General features: G+C 59.3%; 13 protein-coding genes and 1 pseudogene. 6 read left to right on the top strand and 8 right to left on the bottom strand.

All coding sequences use genetic code 11. The annotated features are described in order from the left end of the window. Positions 1 to 22: 22 nt before the first annotated feature. From uca to FYJ85_RS16360, 8 genes are all read right to left on the bottom strand, one after another. Positions 23 to 3622 (bottom strand): urea carboxylase, encoded by a 3600-nt coding sequence (gene uca, locus FYJ85_RS16395; protein WP_154419530.1) that lies wholly within the window; start codon positions 3620 to 3622, stop codon positions 23 to 25. A 7-nt stretch (positions 3623 to 3629) separates the two neighbouring features. Then, positions 3630 to 4283 (bottom strand): DUF1989 domain-containing protein, encoded by a 654-nt coding sequence (locus FYJ85_RS16390; protein ID WP_154419529.1) that lies wholly within the window; start codon positions 4281 to 4283, stop codon positions 3630 to 3632. After that, positions 4280 to 4936 (bottom strand): urea amidolyase associated protein UAAP2, encoded by a 657-nt coding sequence (locus FYJ85_RS16385; protein WP_154419528.1) that lies wholly within the window; start codon positions 4934 to 4936, stop codon positions 4280 to 4282. Before FYJ85_RS16385 ends, FYJ85_RS16390 begins: the two co-directional genes overlap by 4 nt. Before the next feature lie 16 nt (positions 4937 to 4952). Then, on the bottom strand, positions 4953 to 5672 hold the full coding sequence (locus FYJ85_RS16380) for an urea amidolyase associated protein UAAP1 (protein WP_154419527.1): 720 nt from the start codon (positions 5670 to 5672) through the stop codon (positions 4953 to 4955). 17 nt (positions 5673 to 5689) lie between these two features. Continuing rightward, on the bottom strand, positions 5690 to 6577 hold the full coding sequence (locus tag FYJ85_RS16375; protein ID WP_154419526.1) for an ABC transporter ATP-binding protein: 888 nt from the start codon (positions 6575 to 6577) through the stop codon (positions 5690 to 5692). 2 nt (positions 6578 to 6579) lie between these two features. Beyond that, positions 6580 to 7638 carry an ABC transporter permease gene (locus tag FYJ85_RS16370; RefSeq protein ID WP_116884078.1) on the bottom strand — a complete coding sequence of 353 codons (1059 nt, stop codon included), beginning with the start codon at positions 7636 to 7638 and terminating at the stop codon, positions 6580 to 6582. A 19-nt stretch (positions 7639 to 7657) separates the two neighbouring features. After that, entirely contained in the window at positions 7658 to 8647 is a 990-nt protein-coding gene (locus FYJ85_RS16365; protein WP_106055468.1) for an ABC transporter substrate-binding protein, read from the bottom strand. A 214-nt stretch (positions 8648 to 8861) separates the two neighbouring features. Further along, positions 8862 to 9626 (bottom strand): hypothetical protein, encoded by a 765-nt coding sequence (locus tag FYJ85_RS16360; RefSeq protein ID WP_154419525.1) that lies wholly within the window; start codon positions 9624 to 9626, stop codon positions 8862 to 8864. A 217-nt stretch (positions 9627 to 9843) separates the two neighbouring features. Between FYJ85_RS16360 and FYJ85_RS16355 the strand changes: the two genes are divergently transcribed. The 6 genes and pseudogenes from FYJ85_RS16355 to FYJ85_RS16330 form a co-directional block, all read left to right on the top strand. Further along, a complete protein-coding gene (locus FYJ85_RS16355) occupies positions 9844 to 11334 on the top strand; it encodes a type II secretion system protein D (protein ID WP_154419524.1) in 1491 nt (496 codons plus the stop codon). 20 nt (positions 11335 to 11354) lie between these two features. Further along, on the top strand, positions 11355 to 12977 hold the full coding sequence (locus FYJ85_RS16350) for a type II secretion system protein GspD (protein WP_106055464.1): 1623 nt from the start codon (positions 11355 to 11357) through the stop codon (positions 12975 to 12977). Between the two features lie 26 nt (positions 12978 to 13003). Then, complete coding sequence (locus FYJ85_RS16345) at positions 13004 to 14029, top strand: ABC transporter substrate-binding protein (RefSeq protein WP_154419523.1); 1026 nt, start codon at positions 13004 to 13006, stop codon at positions 14027 to 14029. A gap of 20 nt (positions 14030 to 14049) precedes the next feature. Continuing rightward, entirely contained in the window at positions 14050 to 14943 is an 894-nt protein-coding gene (locus FYJ85_RS16340; RefSeq protein ID WP_106055462.1) for an ABC transporter permease, read from the top strand. Next, complete coding sequence (locus tag FYJ85_RS16335; protein WP_154419522.1) at positions 14936 to 15739, top strand: ABC transporter ATP-binding protein; 804 nt, start codon at positions 14936 to 14938, stop codon at positions 15737 to 15739. Before FYJ85_RS16340 ends, FYJ85_RS16335 begins: the two co-directional genes overlap by 8 nt. Positions 15740 to 15848: 109 nt before the next feature. Beyond that, a pseudogene (locus tag FYJ85_RS16330) lies at positions 15849 to 16080 on the top strand (biotin synthase BioB); the annotation flags it as partial.

Raw genomic sequence — 16080 nt, 5'->3', positions numbered from 1 at the left:
CAATGCGGTTTCCAAGGAAGAATCACACAGTGACGGCGAAAAGGCATTGGCCGCTTTTGACTTCGGCAGCAGCGGCGCAGAAGATCTGAGTGACTGTGCAGTCGGTCTCTGCGGGAATCGCGATTTCGGTTTTCATGCTCTCCATCACGGCGAGTGGTTCGCCTGCCTTGACGCGGGTGCCGGGAGCGGCGACATTCAGCTTCCAGATGCTTCCGGCGACAGGGGCGTAAACGCCTTCTTCTCCGGCTTTCAGGACGGCTTCGGGCGCGGCGTCGACGACATCGCCGGAACGGGTCTCGAAAGTGAGCTGGCCGTTGGCGATCCAACGCTGTTTTTCCTCCTCGAAAGCCTGCCTGCGGCGAGCTTCGAAGGCGTGGATCGATGCGGCATTGTCATGCAGAAACGCTTCGTACTCTCCGATGTCGAAAACCGCCGGTTCGATCTTCAAATGGAATTTGCCGGCGATGAACTCCCGGCGCATCCTCATCAGCTCGTCCGGCCCGACCGGATAGAAACGGACCTGATCGAAGAAACGCAGCAGCCACGGCTTGCCCGCTTCAAATTCCGGAGTGACGCGAAACCGGTTCCACATCTGTACGGTGCGCCCGACGAACTGGTAGCCGCCGGGCCCCTCCATGCCGTAGACGCACATGTAGGCGCCGCCGATCCCGACCGCGTTTTCAGGCGTCCAGGTGCGGGCCGGATTGTATTTGGTCGTCACGAGGCGGCGGCGCGGATCGAGCGGGGTCGCGACCGGCGCGCCGAGGTAGACATCGCCGAGTCCCATCACCAGATAGCGGGCGTTGAACACGGTCTCATACACTTCGTCAACCGAGTCCAGCCCGTTGATGCGGCGGATGAATTCGATGTTGTTCGGACAGCACCACGGCGCACCGGGGCGGACCGTGCTGACGTATTTTTCAATGGCGAGCCGGGTGGCGGGATCGTCCCATGACAGCGGCAGATGTACGATCCGGGCCGGGACACGGGTGATCCGGTTGTTCTTCAGTTCTTCCGCAAGGCGGGCAAGCAGTTCCAGCAGCTCCCGCTGCGGCAGTTTCGCCGGGTCGAAGTGAAGCTGCAAAGAGCGGATTCCGGGCGTCAGGTCGATCAGGGCAGGATGGTGCAGCTCTCCGAGCCTCAGCATCCAGGCGTGAACTTTGAACCGGAGCCGCAGGTCGATCACCGGCGGGCCGAATTCCAGCAGCAGATACGCATCCCCGTCCTGGCGGCAGACGATGCGCTCCATCTCATCGCCGCCGCCGAATTCGGCGACGACCGGAGTGACCGGCTCGACCGGTTCAGGAACCGGCGGCGGCGTACAGGCGGCAGCGGGATCGGCCAGCACGGCTTCGCGGTACTCGCGCAGGCGCGCCGCATATTCAACCGAAACCGGAACGAACCGGACCCGGTCGCCGCTACGGAGCAGGCCGACCTTCCAGAGTTCGGCGCCGATGACCGTGACCGGACAGACGAAACCGCCGAGACTCGGACCGTCGTTGCCGAGGATTACCGGCATGTCGCCGGTGAAATCCAACGTGCCGACCGCATAGGCGTTGTCGTGCAGGTTGGAGGGGTGCAGCCCGGCTTCGCCGCCATCGGGACGCGCCCATTCAAAATGGGGGCCGATCAGCCGGACGCCGGTGCGCGAGGAGTTGTAATGCACCTCCCACTCCGCATCGAAGAAGGTTTTCACATCTTCCGGGGTCAGGTAGTCCGGCGCGCCGTGCGGCCCGTACAGGACCGCGATCTCCCAGCGGCTGCCGAGTTCAGGCAGCGAAGCGGCCGAGGGCGTCAGCGGTTCCCCGGCGGTCATCTTCCCGATGTGGAGCACATCGCCCGCCGCGAGGGCGCGGCCGCCGTGACCGCCGAAACGGCCGAGCGTGAAGGTCGAACGGCTGCCGAGATATTCCGGCACGTCGATGCCGCCGCGCACGGCGAGGTTGCAGCGCTGGCCGCAGCGGGTGACGCCGATCTTCAGCACATCGCCCGGATGCACTTCGCAGGGACGGTTGCGTTCGACCGGCATGTTGTTCAGTTTCAGCGGGAAATCGCCGCCCGTCACGGCGATCAGCGTCTTGCAGTTGAACCGCAGCGTTGCGCCGGAGAGGGTCATTTCCAGACCCGGAGCGTTTTCGGCATTCCCGACGATGCGGTTGGCGAGCCGGAAGTGGTAATCGTCCATCGGGCCCGACGGCGGCACGCCGACATCCCAGCAGCCGAGGCGGCCGGGATAATCCTGCACCGTGGTCTGCGCGCCCGGTGCGAGAACCTCAAAAGTCGGCGCGGCATAGGCGAACTCCCGCAACAGAGCGGTCGAAACCTCCCCGGAACGGAATTTTTCCAGCTTCAGCACATCGCGCAGCAGTAGCAGATTGGTTTCAAATCCGGCGACACGGCTGGCGGCCAGCGCCCGTTCGGACTTCGCGATCACGTCGGCGCGGTCGCGGCCGTGCACGATCAGTTTGGCGAGCAGCGGATCGTACCATGCGCTGACTTCGGAGCCGGTTTCGATCCACCTGTCGCAACGGATTCCGTCCGGAAAATCGGCGGCGGTCACAAGGCCGCTCGACGGCTGGTAGTTCCTGCCGGGGTCCTCTGCGTAGATTCGGAACTCCATCGCCGCGCCGGAGGGCGTAAAACACTCCCCAGGAACGAAAGGAGCGTTTCCGGCCGCCTCCTGAATCATCCATTTCACGAGGTCGATGCCGAAAACCGCTTCGGTCACGCCGTGTTCGACCTGAAGCCGGGTGTTGACTTCGAGGAAATAAAAGTCGCCCGTCCGGCAGTCGTAGATGAATTCGACCGTACCGGCGGAACGGTAGGCGACCCCTTCACCGAGGCGGCGGGCGGCGGCGTGCAGCGCGGCCCGGGTCGCTTCCGGCAGGCTCGGCGCGGGCGTCTCCTCAATCACCTTCTGGTTGCGGCGCTGGGTGGAGCAGTCGCGTTCCCCGAGAATCGCGACATGGCCCCGCCCGTCCCCGAACAGCTGCACTTCGATATGCCGGGAACATTCGACGTACTTCTCGACGAACAGCCCGGAGTCCTTGAAGTTATTGCGGCTCAAGCGGCCGATCCGTTCGAAACCGGCGGCCAGTTCCGCGTCGGAACGGCACACGCACATGCCGATGCCGCCGCCGCCCGCCGTACTCTTGAGCATCACCGGATAACCGATTCCGCGGGCGGCTTCGAGCGCAGCTTCGGCAGTCGGCAGCAGGCCGCTTCCCGGAACCAGCGGCACCTCGAACCGCTGCGCCAGTTCCCGCGCCCGGTGCTTCAGTCCGAAGTCGACCAGCTGTTCCGGCGCAGGACCGATGAAAACGATTCCGGCCGCTTCGCACTGCCGGGCGAAATCGGCGTTTTCACTCAGGAAACCGTAGCCGGGATGAATCGCCTCGGCCCCGGTTTCCCGCGCGGCGGCGAGAATCGCCGGAATGTTGAGGTAGCTTTCGGCGGCCGGAGCCGGACCGAGCCGGACCGCCTCGTCGGCGGCCAGCACGTGCGCGGCGGTTTCATCGATGTCGGAGTAGACCGCGACCGAACCGATCTTCATCTCCCTGAGCGTCCGGATGATCCGGCAGGCGATTTCGCCACGGTTTGCGATCAGTACTTTCTTGAACATAAAACACTTATCCTTTCTCGGCATCCCAGATGAGCATTTGCACCGGAGTCGGGTTGTAGTCGTTGCAGGGATTGTTCAGCTGCGCACAGTTGGAGAGCAGCACCAGCACGTCCATCTTCGCTTCGAGATCCACGTATTTGCCCGGGCCGGAGATGCCGTCCACAAATTCGAGGCTCCCCGTCGTGCCGAGCTGAACTTTGGTGAAGAAGTTCAGGTTGCAGGTCTGGTCGCGCTTGCTCATGCCGGGCATGTCCGAAAAGTGGCGCACGAAGGTGTCGCGGCAGCTGTGCATGAAGCGGGTGCGGTCGGTGTAACGGATTGCATTGCCCTCCGCCGAACAGCCGCTGCCGAGCGTGTCGTGCTCACCGCAGGTATCGGCCACGACCGTGAACATCACATTGTCGTCGTTGGAACGCAGTTCGGTGCCGAGCTCGATCATCGTGCTGCGCTGCGCCGCAATGGTGTTGTTCACATTGTAACGCTCGGCGGTGTCGTGCGCATTGTAGAGCAGCACATCCGCCGACTGGTTGCCGCACAGGTCGACGATCCGCAGGATCTGTCCGGCCCGGACCTCATGCAGCCAGCCGGTTCCGGCCTTGACCACGGCAGAGCAGACGGCCTCGGCCGGATCGCGTTCCACCGCTTTGAGTTTCGGATTCATCGGCAGCCTCCTTCCGGGTCCCACACGATCATCTTGACCGGAGTGGGATCATAGCCGTTGCAGGGATTGTTCAACTGCGGACAGTTGGAGACCAGCACCAGCACGTTCATCTTCGCTTCAAGTTCGATGTACTTGCCCGGCGAGGAAATGCCGTCGGCGAAATTCAGATTGCCCCGCTCGTCCAGCGGCACGTACATGAAGAAATTCAGGTTGTTGACCTGATCGCGCTTGTCCATCCCGTACGCCAGCAGCCGGGCAAGGAAGCTTTCGCGGCAGGCGTGCTGGTAGCGGTGGCCGAAACCGTAGCGGATCATGTTGCTCTCGCACGAGCAGGCGCTGCCGAGCGTGTCGTGGTCGCCGCAGGTGTCGGCCACCACCGTCAGCATCACGCGGTCCTCGCTGCTCATCAGGTCGGTGCCGACGCCGACCAGCGCGTTCCGCTGGCGCTGCACGGTCTGCTGCACGCTGTAACGTTCGGCGGTATTGTCGGCGTTGTAGAAAATGGTGTCGACCGCCTGATTGCCGTTGATGTCGACGATCCGCAGAATCTGTCCTTTCCGGACCGGATACATCCAGCCGGTTCCGGCCTTGACGATTTCGACGTGGACGGCGTCGGCTTCCTTGCGGGAGCTTTCCAGATATCGGGTAACCATGATTGCGTCCTCCGGATTACAGGTTGTAGAGCGAGGTGGCGGCGAATCCGCGTTCGTTTTCCGGGCACCAGGTGAAGCACGGATCGTCTTTGCGGCCGGGTTCGCACGCGTAGAGCGCCGCTCTGACCGGTTTGCGCGGATATTCGGTCGCCGGATTCAGCGGATGCATGCCGGTATCGAGCACCACCAGCGTATCCATCTCGGCCCGCAGGTCCACATGGCTTCCCGCCGGAGAATTGCCCGGCACGAAGGTCATCGCCCCTTTTTCATCGACCGTGACCTTGCTGAAGAAGTTGATGATTTCGGTCACGTCCCGCTTGGTCATGCCGTGTTTGCCCAGTTCGACGAGCAGAGAATCGTAACCGTTGCGGTAGAAGTCGTTGTGCGCTTCCTGATACTCCTTTTGGCCGAACCGCTTCTCGATCAGCGCGGCATGGGTGCAGCCGCAGAGCATGTCGTGCCAGCCGCAGGTGTCTTCCGGCACGCTCATCAGGATGCGTCCCATGTCGGAGTAGATGCAGCAGTGTTTCGTCAGGCGGCAGATATGCTGGATTTTCAGCGTATCGCCGAGATTGAACCGTTCCGAAAAGTTTCCGGCGTTGTAGAACATCGCCGATACGTTGGCTCCGCCTTCCAGATCGGTCAGGCGCAGCAGCTGGCCGCGCTTCACGATCCGGGAATAATTCCAGCCGCCGTCGATTACGGTTTCGGTGAGCAGGGCAAGATTGTTTTCCATGATAAAATTCTCCTTCCTTACAGGTAGTTTCTGGTTCCGACCATATTGATGATTTTGAAGTCGGGCTTCTGCGCCCGGCGGTTCGGGTTGATCAGTTCGTCGATGTGGCGCCGCGTCGCCTGAAACTCCGGCGACAGCAGCATGTCCGGGGCGCGCGGCCGGGGAACCGGCACTTCGATCACTTCGTTGACCTCGCCCGGATTCGCTTTCAACGCCAGAATCCGGTCCGACAGATAGACTGCCTCGTCGAGGTCGTGGGTCACGAAAATGACCGTGATGTCGATGTTGTGCCAGACCTCCAGCAGGTAGTTCTGCATCTGGGCGCGGGTCTGCGCATCCAGTGCGCCGAAGGGTTCGTCCATCAGCAGCACCCGCGGCTGGGGCGCAAGGGCGCGGGCGATCGCGACACGCTGCTGCATGCCGCCGGAAAGCTGGCCGGGGTAGTAGTCCGCATATTTTTCCAGACCGATGATGTCCAGCCATTGCAGCGCCATGTTTTCGGCGCCGTCGCGGCTGTAACCGGCGGTTTCAAGGCCGAACATCACGTTCCGGCAGACCGTCAGCCACGGGAACAGGGTGTATTTCTGAAACACCATTCCGCGCTCCGCGCCCGGTTTCGTGACCGCTTTGCCGTCCAGCAGGATTTCTCCGGAAGTCGCGGTTTCAAGTCCGGCCAGGATCCGGATCAGCGTCGATTTGCCGCAGCCGGAGGGACCGATGATCGAAAGAAATTCGCGGTGGCGCAGCCGGAAACTGACATCCTTCAGGACCGTCCGGGGGCCGTCAGAGGCGGGAAACTCCTTGCATACGCGGATTCCCTCCATGATTACCGGACGCCGCTTCAGCCGGACGAAACGGTCGCGCACCTCGGGAGTCATTTGCTTGTAGTCGGGCAATGGTTCCATGATTACTCCTCCACGTTTTCCGGCGAATGTTTTTTCAGGGTGAAGCTGAACACCTGGTCGCGGGGACCGAAGACCTCCGCGAAGATCCGGTAGAGCCGGGTCCGGCAGCCGGCCTCCCACGGAAAAATTTGTTTTGCGAACCACGCGAGGAACATGTCGCAGGCAAGGCCGATGCAGCCGATGATCACGATCGCCGCGTAGACGTTCGCGAAATTCCGGTATTTGGCCTGCTGGGTGATGAACCAGCTGATGCCGGTCGTGGTGCCGACCACCTCCGCGACGATCAGATAGGTCCACGCCCAGCCGAGCAGGATGCGCATGTCCTTGTAGAGTTTCGGCAGCACCGACGGGATGACCACCCGCATCAGAATGCGCTTGCGGCCTGCTCCGAGCGTCTGGGCCGCTTCGATCAGCGCCGGATCGGCCTGCCGCGTGGTATTGGCGATCATCGGCAGCTGTTGGAAAAAGGTGCCGATCACGATGATCGCGACCTTCGGCGCATCGTTGATCCCGAGAATTGCGACCGCCAGAGTAGCAAAAACCGGGGCCGGAAAGTAGCGGATGAATTCCACCACCGGCTCGAACAGCCGCTCGAAGAACGGGAACGCCCCGCACAGGATGCCGAGCGGCACTCCCAGCAGCGACGACAGCAGGAACCCGAGGAACACCACCCGGATGCTGTGCGCGATGCTCTGATGGAACCACGGCTCCCCGTCGCGCCGCGGCGGCGTCTTGAATGCGGTCACCAGCGCGGCCGCCACCTCGTGCGGCGCGGGCAGCCAGGCCGGATTGGCCCGGACGCCCCGCATCGGGACGCCGCCGTTTTCGAGAATCGCCTTGTTTTCCCGCTCGAACCCCGAACGGTCGATCCGGTCGCCGGGCGCGCAGAGCAGGCTGTCGCCCGCATCCGTGATCCGCATGTCCGGATGATAGAGGAAGGGAGTGTAGCTGACCGCCGCCCACAATGCGAGCGGCAGCACGAACGACAGCACCAGAAGCGTCCCTTCCTGTCGCCGGGTCAGTTTTTTGCGGATGGCGAAGCATCCTTGCCGCAAAGTCATAATCGCCTCCCCGAACCGGTTATTTCTTCCCCTTCAGGTACGCCCGGGTGAAACTCGGGTCGATGCAGCGGGAGATGTTTACGTTCTCTTTATAGATTTTGTTGTCGACGAAGAACTTGTCTGTAATCGCGCTGGAACCGTAGACCGAACCGAAACCGTCCGCCTTGCGGAAGATTTTCATCGCCTCGCCGGCGGTCAGAAACCGGGTCCCCTTCATATAGGTCGCATATTTTTCCGGCGTCACGCCGACCCGCGCGGCCAGGATTTTCATCGCTTCGTCCCGGTTGGCCGGATCGTTCAGGTAGTCGATTACGTCATACCACGCCGCGACGACCTTGCTCCACTCGGCGCGGTGTTTCAGCAAACTCTCCGCCGAAACCGCCAGCGTGTCGTAGATGATGCCGGGTTCGTCGGCGCTGGTGTAAAGTTCCCGGGAACCTTTGACCAGTTCGAGCGCCGCCCCGGAATTCGGCTGCCACGCGACGATCGCCGCAACGTCGCCGGAGGCGAGAGTCTGCGCCGCCTGGTGGGTCGGCATGTTGACCAGCGTCACATCTTTTTCCGTCATGCCGTTCTTCGCGAGCGCGTTCATCAGCAGCATGTGGCTCAGACAGCCGATTTCGACGCCGATCTTCCTGCCCTTCAGCTCTCTGATCGAACCGATGCCGGGCGCGCCGACGATCTTGTCATTGCCGTTGGAATAATCGTTGATCATGATGATGATGTTGCGTGCGCCGGAGGCGTTGAGCACCATCGCATCGCCGTTGGAGATGCCTGCCGCATCGATCCGTCCCACTGCGAACGCATCCATCTGCGGGCCGTATTCGAACCATTCCAGCTTCACGTTGACGCCGTGTTTTGCGAAAAACCCCTTCTTGTCGGCGATCTCCCATGCGGTCCAGCCCGGCCAGTCGCTGTAACCGATGCGCAATACCGGTTCATCGGCGGCGGACACGGCGGCCGCGACCACGGCCGTCGCCGTCAGTAGAAAATGTCTGAACCATTTCATGTCATACTCTCCTTGCTTAAAGATTGCTGCGGGAGTGATGAAACATATCGGACTCCCGTGCCACCCCATCAGCAAATCCCGTGCCAGCCGGCGAAATGAGCGTGAACCGGCGGAAGAAAAGCGTCCGGCCTGAACAAATTTGTTCAGGGAATGCTTCCTGCATTACAGAATTGTGAAAGAAACGGCAAGTAAAGAAGAAGGTGATGCCGGGAAACTATCGTCCGGTTCGGCTGCCGCAGACGAAGGCAGCTTGAGTTTTCAGAAGAATGCATGAGCGGTTCGAAATGAGATTCGGAAAGAGGAAGCCCCGACCATAAACACTACCTTTACAATTGTGAATATTAAAAAAATAGATATTTTTAGATTTTAAAACTTGAAAACATGCAAATATGATGTATTTTACAAAATCAACCAAAACAGTAGTGATTAATACTGCAGCACCGAAGGAGCCCCTATGAAAAAGCAAATCATCCGAATTGCCCGATTTCAGGCGGTGCTGCTGGCAGCGGCCGTCTTTGTTGCCGGGTGTGCTCAAATCCCGGCGGAAACAGAAAAAAATCCCGCTTCCGGCGGAGAACATGACCGGAGCGCCGCGCTTCAATGCGGAGATGCCGCGCTGAGAGCCTTTCAGGAAGAAAATTATGAACTGCTGAAAGAGGTCCTCGCGGAAAATCTTCAGAAGGAATTTACACCGGAGGCATTCTCGCAATCGCTCCTGCAGCTGCGGAACACGCTGGGAACCATCCGCTCTTTCGAATACCGCGGGGAATTGAAAACTCCGGTTCTGAAAACACTGGTCTGGAAAGTCTGCTTCCGCAGAACCGGCAGCGACAGTTCCGCCATCGAACAGGAGATTCTGTTTCGCGCGCTGATTGCTCCCGTGAATGGCAAAAGCCGAGTCATCGGCTTTGGTTTTCTTTGATATCATGACGAAATTCATTATCGTCGGAAAGGAGATGATGAAAACGAACCGTTTCATTTCATTACCGGATACCGCCGGAACCTGCCGTTTTACGGGGAAAATGACTCCCGTGCTCCGCCGGATGCGCCGCATGAGCCGAATGCCGGACCGATGTCGCCGCTGAGACAGCATCGCAGCCGACAGAATCGGACCCGTGCCGGGTCCGTTTTTTATGACCGGATCAATTCACGCTTCTCCGCTCTCGGAGTGAAGCGTTTCCCGATGAGGAACCACCATGAACAACAGTATTTTCCATATCATATTGGCGGCGGGCTTTTCCGTCTCCGCCTTCGGACAGTCTCCGGCGTTTGCCGGCAGAAAAAACGCGCCTGACGAGGTGCGGCAGATCCGCCTGATTCAGGATGACGCCCAAACCGGCATTACAAGCAAAATCTATGAACTCAAATACGTCAAGGCGACCGATATCCGTCCCTTTGTCGAGAACGCGGTCAAGCGTTACGACTCGCAGTCGCGGGTCGAACGGGTCAACTACTTTTCGGCAAAAAAGAACTGGCTGATCGTTTCCTCCGGCCCGGAAATCATCCCGCTGATCGACGACCTGATCGCAAAAATCGACCAGCCTGGCAAGCTTGACGAGTTCGGCTCCGTGATCGAAGGCACCGGCGTGACCCGCATCAGCTACACGCCGCGTTACCGGGCGGCGCAGGATATCGTCAACATCATCAATGGCGCTTTGCGCACGGGCATCGGCGCGGCCTATCTCAATGCGGAAACCAATACGATCTACTGGAAAGATGATGTGGCTTCCGCCAAGGCGATTCTCGCCTGGGTACAGCGGCTGGACCGCCCGGTGCCGCAGGTGAATCTGCGTTTGAACTACTATGAGGTGCGCGAAAGCAAACTGCGCGACATCGGCGTGGACTATCTGGCATGGAAAAACGGACCGGGGTTGAATCTGTTTGCCGCCGGATATGATGCCGGAAAGGTTTTCTCCAACGAAGCGGTCCTGCAACTCCTCAACGGAGCGAAACAGTTCGCCGATCTGGCAAAAAATTTTTCCACGAACTGGAGTTACGGCGGATTCTTCACCGCGCCGCAGTTCGATTTGAGTTTCGTCCGGCTGCTTCAGCAATCCGGCAATGCCCGGCTGGTTTCCAATGCGGACCTGACCTTTCTCAATACGCCGCTTTACGGCGACGGCAGCGATGTCACGCGCACCTATTATGCAGAGTTGACGCCGAGCTACCAGAACCTCAAAAAGGATGATGACGACCGAACCGATGTCGTGGCTGACCAAAATGGAACTCCGGCAGTCGCGCTCAAAATCACCAATCCGGTGATCTGCTTCGGAACACAGACCGGTGAAGTGGATTCCATCGGCATGGTGCCTGCAACCGGGGATTTTTATGAAAACAACAGAACCGGCGGAGTGATTTTCTCCTACAACCTCGGAGTGAACAGTGTTGTGGAACGCAACAATCGCGGAGATGAACTCAGCAATTACGCACGGATTGACGGAGCTTTGACACTTGGCTTCAAGCAGGAGAAACTGCTCGGCAGCTATGTGAAAGAGACCGATGTCGAACAAACGATCGGCATCCCGTTTCTCTCACGGATTCCGGTGCTCAAATATCTGTTCGGCACGACCACCACGCTGAAAGAGAAAAGCTACATCATCGTCACAGCCGAAGCCCGTCTGGTCCACCCCGAACTTCTGCCGACTCCTCCGGTCAGTCCGGAAGTCGTTGCGGAAGAACTCAACTGATTTTCCGAAAGGTTTACTTCATGAACAACAAGATATTTCTCCTTCTGGCCGCACTTTTTCCCGCTTCCGTTCTGACGGCGGCCGAAACGATCAATCTCGTGCCGGAGCAGATTCCCGGTAAGCCCAAAGCCGATTTCAACGCCCCCAGCGCCGGTTACGGCAGCAGCAGCGTGCAGGCGCAGCTGCGGCTGGAAGTCAAGGACGGGACGAAAGCGATCCATTTTATCCGCGACAACAACGACCCGTACGTCATTACCAGAACTTACGAACTCAAACATGCGGATCCCTACGGACTGCGCTGGTATCTGAACGCCATTATCAACGCCAAGCGCGTGGATCAGAATCAGCCGAGCGTCGCTGCGCTCAAATTCAACAATGGGCGCAAGCTGCTGATCGTCTCGGCGGAAGCCTGCCGGTTTGAGGACGACGGTTACGGAGAGAGCATCGACAAACTGGTGGAACGGCTTGACCAGCCGGGGTTGACCGCTTCCAGCGGCCGTCCGAAATTCATCTACTTCCCGAAGATCAATTCGGCGGCGACTTTGAAGAAAATGGTTTCGGAAGTGGGCGTCTCGGCGATTGATGTGGAATTCGACAACGGTGTGGACAAACTGATCGTCGACGGCGGACTTAACGCGCTGTTTGTCGCGGCTCCTTTCTGGTCATGGAAACATATCAGCAATATGCTTGCGCAATATGACCGCCCGATCCCGGAGATCCGTTTCCGCTACAAAGTGGTCGAAATCTTCGCGGAAAACGACGACAGGATCGGCCTGGATTTTCAGAGCTGGAAAAACAACGACGGCGCGGATTTCTTTTCCGCCGGAGGGCGTTTCCGCAGCAATTGGGCTTCCACGTTCGGCGCGGGAGTGAACAACTCCGGCTCCAGCAAAACGGAATTCTTCAATTTCAATCCGAAGTGGAACAGCAAGTACATCGATTTTCTGACCAGCCGCGGCAAAGCGCGGGTGCTGACCAGCGGCGTGCTGAATGCCAAAAACCGCACCACAACCTCAATCAATGTCGGTTCCGGCCTGTTCTATGACGACGTGTCGCAAAAAATCGAACCCGGCAACACCGGCAGGCTGCCGGCGCCGTTCGCAGGCGAACCGGATGTGCCGGACGCAGGAAAACTCGAAATCCGGAAGGGGCAGCAGCAGATCACCAAAGTCGGAGAAGGGTTTCGTTTTTCGCTTGATCTCGTCGAGCCGATCGTCACGGCCAACAGCACCACTCTGAAGCTCCATGCGGAGAGCGTTTCGCTGATCGGCTGGGATTCCAGCGGGGAACCGCGTCTGAACAAGTCCGAAATCGAAACGGAAGTGCAGATCGGCAACAGCGGCAAGAATTTCGTGATCGGCGGCCTGAAGAAGTTCGACGTCGTCCGAGGTGTCGCGGGAGTGCCGCTCCTGAAAGACCTTCCGCTGCTCGGCTGGCTGTTCTCGACCGAAAGCGAATCGACCAAGAAGTCGCAGATCGTGATTCTGGCGAGCGCGGAATACAGTACGCCGTTCGATCCTGTGCCGACGGAGATCCAGGCCAATGTCGGCAAAATCGTCGAGGACGTCCGTGCCGGCGTGCGGAATCCGCTCAACAATCTCGGGTTTGAACAGTACGGAATTGATTCCGACACAATTGAATAATCTGAAAAAAATCAAGGAGTTTCAACATGAACAACATTTTCCAAATCACTCTTTCGGCAATTCTGGCTCTCACGGCTTCGGGGACGTTCGCCGCAGACAAGGTCAGGGTCGGCTATCTGGCGGAACCGGCGCACGGACTGCACTTCATCGCCCGGGAAAAAGGCTTTTTCGCCGAAGAAGGAATTGATGCCGATCTGTTTCAGTTCAATACCACTGCGGAAGGGTGCGCAGCGGTCCGGGCGAAAAAACTTGATGTCGGGACCTTCGGCACGGCGGCGCCGCTGCTTTTCATCGCCCGAGGAGTCGACTTCACCGTCTTCGGCGGCATGATGATCGGCGGTCAGGCGATCATCGTCAAGCCGGAGAATGCCGGGAAGTTCCGGAATCTTGCGAACTTCAAGGGGGCAAGAGTCGGCCTCGGCAAGCTCTCCACCGGCGATGTGATCTTCCGCGGAGCGTTGAAGAAGGCCGGGGTCGATCCTTACAAAGATCTTGAAATCATTGAATTCGGCGGCCAGGGCGCCGTGGTGGAAGCCGTCCGGAAGGGCGCGGTGGATGCAGGGATCGTATTCAGCCCGCACTTTTCGCTGGCGAAAAAGAATTACGGTCTTGTGGTGTCGAATTACATCGCCGATTTCCAGCCCGCTTACACCTGCTGCCGGCTGATCGCCAATACAAAGGACCTGAAGGCGAAACGGGAAATCTACAAGCGGTACCTGGTCGCGGAAATCCGGGCGTACAGATTTTACCGGGAGAATCAGGAGGAAACCGTGAAGATATTCGCCGGCAGTTTCAAGCTGGACCCCGGCATTGTCCGCGCGGACACCTATACCGATCATACCTTCGACTCCAACCCCGATCCCCTGAAAAAGGGAACCGTGGATTTCTGGAATACGATGAACGAGATCGGCTACCTGCCGGAAAACCGGGTCGACATCAGCCGCCATATCGATACATCGATTTACCGCGAAGCGCTGGATGAAGTGCTGAAACGGTGGCCCGACGATCCGGTATACCGGGAAATGGATGCCTTCTTCAAAGCGAACAATTGAAACGGGGAGCGGAATCGGTCATGAAATATCTGCTCGCAGTCATAAGCCTCGCGCTGTTTGCGGCCGCACTGGGAAACCGGGATTATCCGCTTGCGCTGCTCGCTCTCGCGCTGCCGGCCGTCGCGGCAGTACGCGCCCGGCTTGCCCGGCGGGAGGAGAAGTGCAACGCCGTGATCGATTCCGCCACTGTAATCGAAGCGGTTCTGCTGGTCTGGCAGCTGGCCAGTGCGAATTTCCAACTTGCCGACCCGGTGCTGTTTCCCCCGCCGGCGGCGATTCTCGAACTGTTCTTCGCGGAACTGGGCGATATGTTCAGGGGATTGCTCTCTTCTTCCTATCTGCTCGGTTCCGCCTACGGGCTCGCCCTCGTGACGGCGATTCCGGCCGGAATCGCCGTGGGAAGCTCCCGCAGGCTGCGCGCCGCAGCGGAACCGTTTTCCCGCGTGCTGGGCGCAATTCCCCCGATCGTCTACATTCCGTATGCGATTGCGCTTCTGCCGAGTTTCCGTTCGGCTTCGATCTTCGTGATCTGGTCGGGGGCGTTCTGGCCGGTTTTCGTCAATACGGTTTCCGGAGTGGTGACGATTCCGGATTCCCTGCTGGATTCAGCCAGAATGCTCCACTTGAAAAGGAGCGTGTTCTTTTTCCGGATTCTGCTGCCGGGAGCGATGCCGTCGATCCTGACCGGCGCTTCGCTCGGGCTGATTTTCAGTTTTCTCCTGCTGACCGCCGCCGAGCTGATCGGCGCGACCGAGGGACTCGGCTGGTATGTGAAGAACTTTTCCGACTTCGCGGATTACGGACGGGTGATCGTCGGCATCCTCTTTATCGGAATCGTCGTCACTTCGCTGATGTGGCTTTTCAACAAACTGGAGCGCAGGCTGCTGCGTTACCGGAGGAATATACATGATTGAATGCAGGCATATTGATTTTTCCTATGATTCGAAGACGATCCTTCAGGGAATTGACCTGAACATCGAAAACGGCGAATTTCTCTGTATTCTCGGACAATCCGGCTGCGGAAAATCGACGCTTTTACGGCTGCTTGCCGGGCTGGAACGGCCGTCGGCCGGAGAAATCCGGATCGACGGCGAACCAGTCGACGGGCCGGATCGCCATTGTTCCGTGGTCTTTCAGGATTATTCGCTCTTTCCCTGGATGACGACCGGTGCGAATCTGACGCTGGCACTGCATGCCGCATATCCGGATAAAAACCGGAAGGAGGTAAAGGCGCTGGCGGAGTCGTATCTCGAAACCGTGGGACTGGGCGGTTCTTTCGGCCAGTATCCGGAGGCGCTGTCCGGCGGAATGCGCCAGCGGGCGGCAATCGCGCGGGCGCTGGCGTCCCCCTCCGGGATTCTGCTGATGGACGAGCCGTTCGGCGCGCTGGATCCGGTAAACCGGGCGCTCCTGCAGGAGCTGGTGCGCAATCTGCACCGTGATGCCGGAAAACGGCGGACGGTGATTTTCGTGACGCACGACATCGACGAGGCCCTTTATCTGGGAACGCGGCTCGTGGTATTCTCCAGCTCCCCCGGGCGGATTATCGCCGACGAGGAAAACCGAATTTCGCGTCGATACGACCGCACCGCTCTGTTCCGGCAGCCGGAAATCAAGGCGCTTCAGCAGAAGATTCCGGCAGCTTACCGCAGCGACATGCTCGAACGTCTCGCAAAACGTTCCGAAGTCCGGAACGGCGGCGGCATCTGAATATTCTGCAGACAGATACCCCGGGACTGTCCCGGCGAAATCGCCGGAATGCCTTCCGGAATTTCCGTGTGCAGCGTGCCGTCCGGTGACGGCGACACCCGGCAGAAAAATGAAGGTTGCCGATGTCGCCAAGTCATTTGCGATATTCCGGCTGGTCACCCCCGCGAAGATGCTGAAATTCGCCGCCGGACGCGAAACGACGATGAAAGACTTTCAGGGCCTCCTGATGCTTGCCGGGATGAACAGCATGATTACCGGCGGCTATCTGACCACCCGCGGGCGCAGCATTGCGGAAGACCGGGCATTTCTCGCAAGCCTGAATTGTTTCATCTCCGCCGGAA

The sequence above is a fragment of the Victivallis lenta genome (assembly GCF_009695545.1).
Taxonomy (GTDB): Bacteria; Verrucomicrobiota; Lentisphaeria; order Victivallales; family Victivallaceae; genus Victivallis; species Victivallis lenta.
The sequence above is the reverse complement of the archived record's forward strand: the minus strand, read 5'-3'. Positions and strand labels throughout refer to the sequence as shown.

Coding starts and splice junctions, on each gene's coding strand:
- FYJ85_RS16385 (WP_154419528.1), bottom strand. CDS start 4,936: ATGGTTACCCGATATCTGGAAAGCTCCCGCAAGGAAGCCGACGCCGTC.
- FYJ85_RS16370 (WP_116884078.1), bottom strand. CDS start 7,638: ATGACTTTGCGGCAAGGATGCTTCGCCATCCGCAAAAAACTGACCCGG.
- FYJ85_RS16350 (WP_106055464.1), top strand. CDS start 11,355: ATGAACAACAAGATATTTCTCCTTCTGGCCGCACTTTTTCCCGCTTCC.
- FYJ85_RS16375 (WP_154419526.1), bottom strand. CDS start 6,577: ATGGAACCATTGCCCGACTACAAGCAAATGACTCCCGAGGTGCGCGAC.
- FYJ85_RS16380 (WP_154419527.1), bottom strand. CDS start 5,672: ATGGAAAACAATCTTGCCCTGCTCACCGAAACCGTAATCGACGGCGGC.
- FYJ85_RS16365 (WP_106055468.1), bottom strand. CDS start 8,647: ATGAAATGGTTCAGACATTTTCTACTGACGGCGACGGCCGTGGTCGCG.
- FYJ85_RS16335 (WP_154419522.1), top strand. CDS start 14,936: ATGATTGAATGCAGGCATATTGATTTTTCCTATGATTCGAAGACGATC.
- FYJ85_RS16360 (WP_154419525.1), bottom strand. CDS start 9,626: ATGAAACGGTTCGTTTTCATCATCTCCTTTCCGACGATAATGAATTTC.
- FYJ85_RS16340 (WP_106055462.1), top strand. CDS start 14,050: ATGAAATATCTGCTCGCAGTCATAAGCCTCGCGCTGTTTGCGGCCGCA.
- FYJ85_RS16390 (WP_154419529.1), bottom strand. CDS start 4,283: ATGAATCCGAAACTCAAAGCGGTGGAACGCGATCCGGCCGAGGCCGTC.
- FYJ85_RS16355 (WP_154419524.1), top strand. CDS start 9,844: ATGAACAACAGTATTTTCCATATCATATTGGCGGCGGGCTTTTCCGTC.
- uca (WP_154419530.1), bottom strand. CDS start 3,622: ATGTTCAAGAAAGTACTGATCGCAAACCGTGGCGAAATCGCCTGCCGG.
- FYJ85_RS16345 (WP_154419523.1), top strand. CDS start 13,004: ATGAACAACATTTTCCAAATCACTCTTTCGGCAATTCTGGCTCTCACG.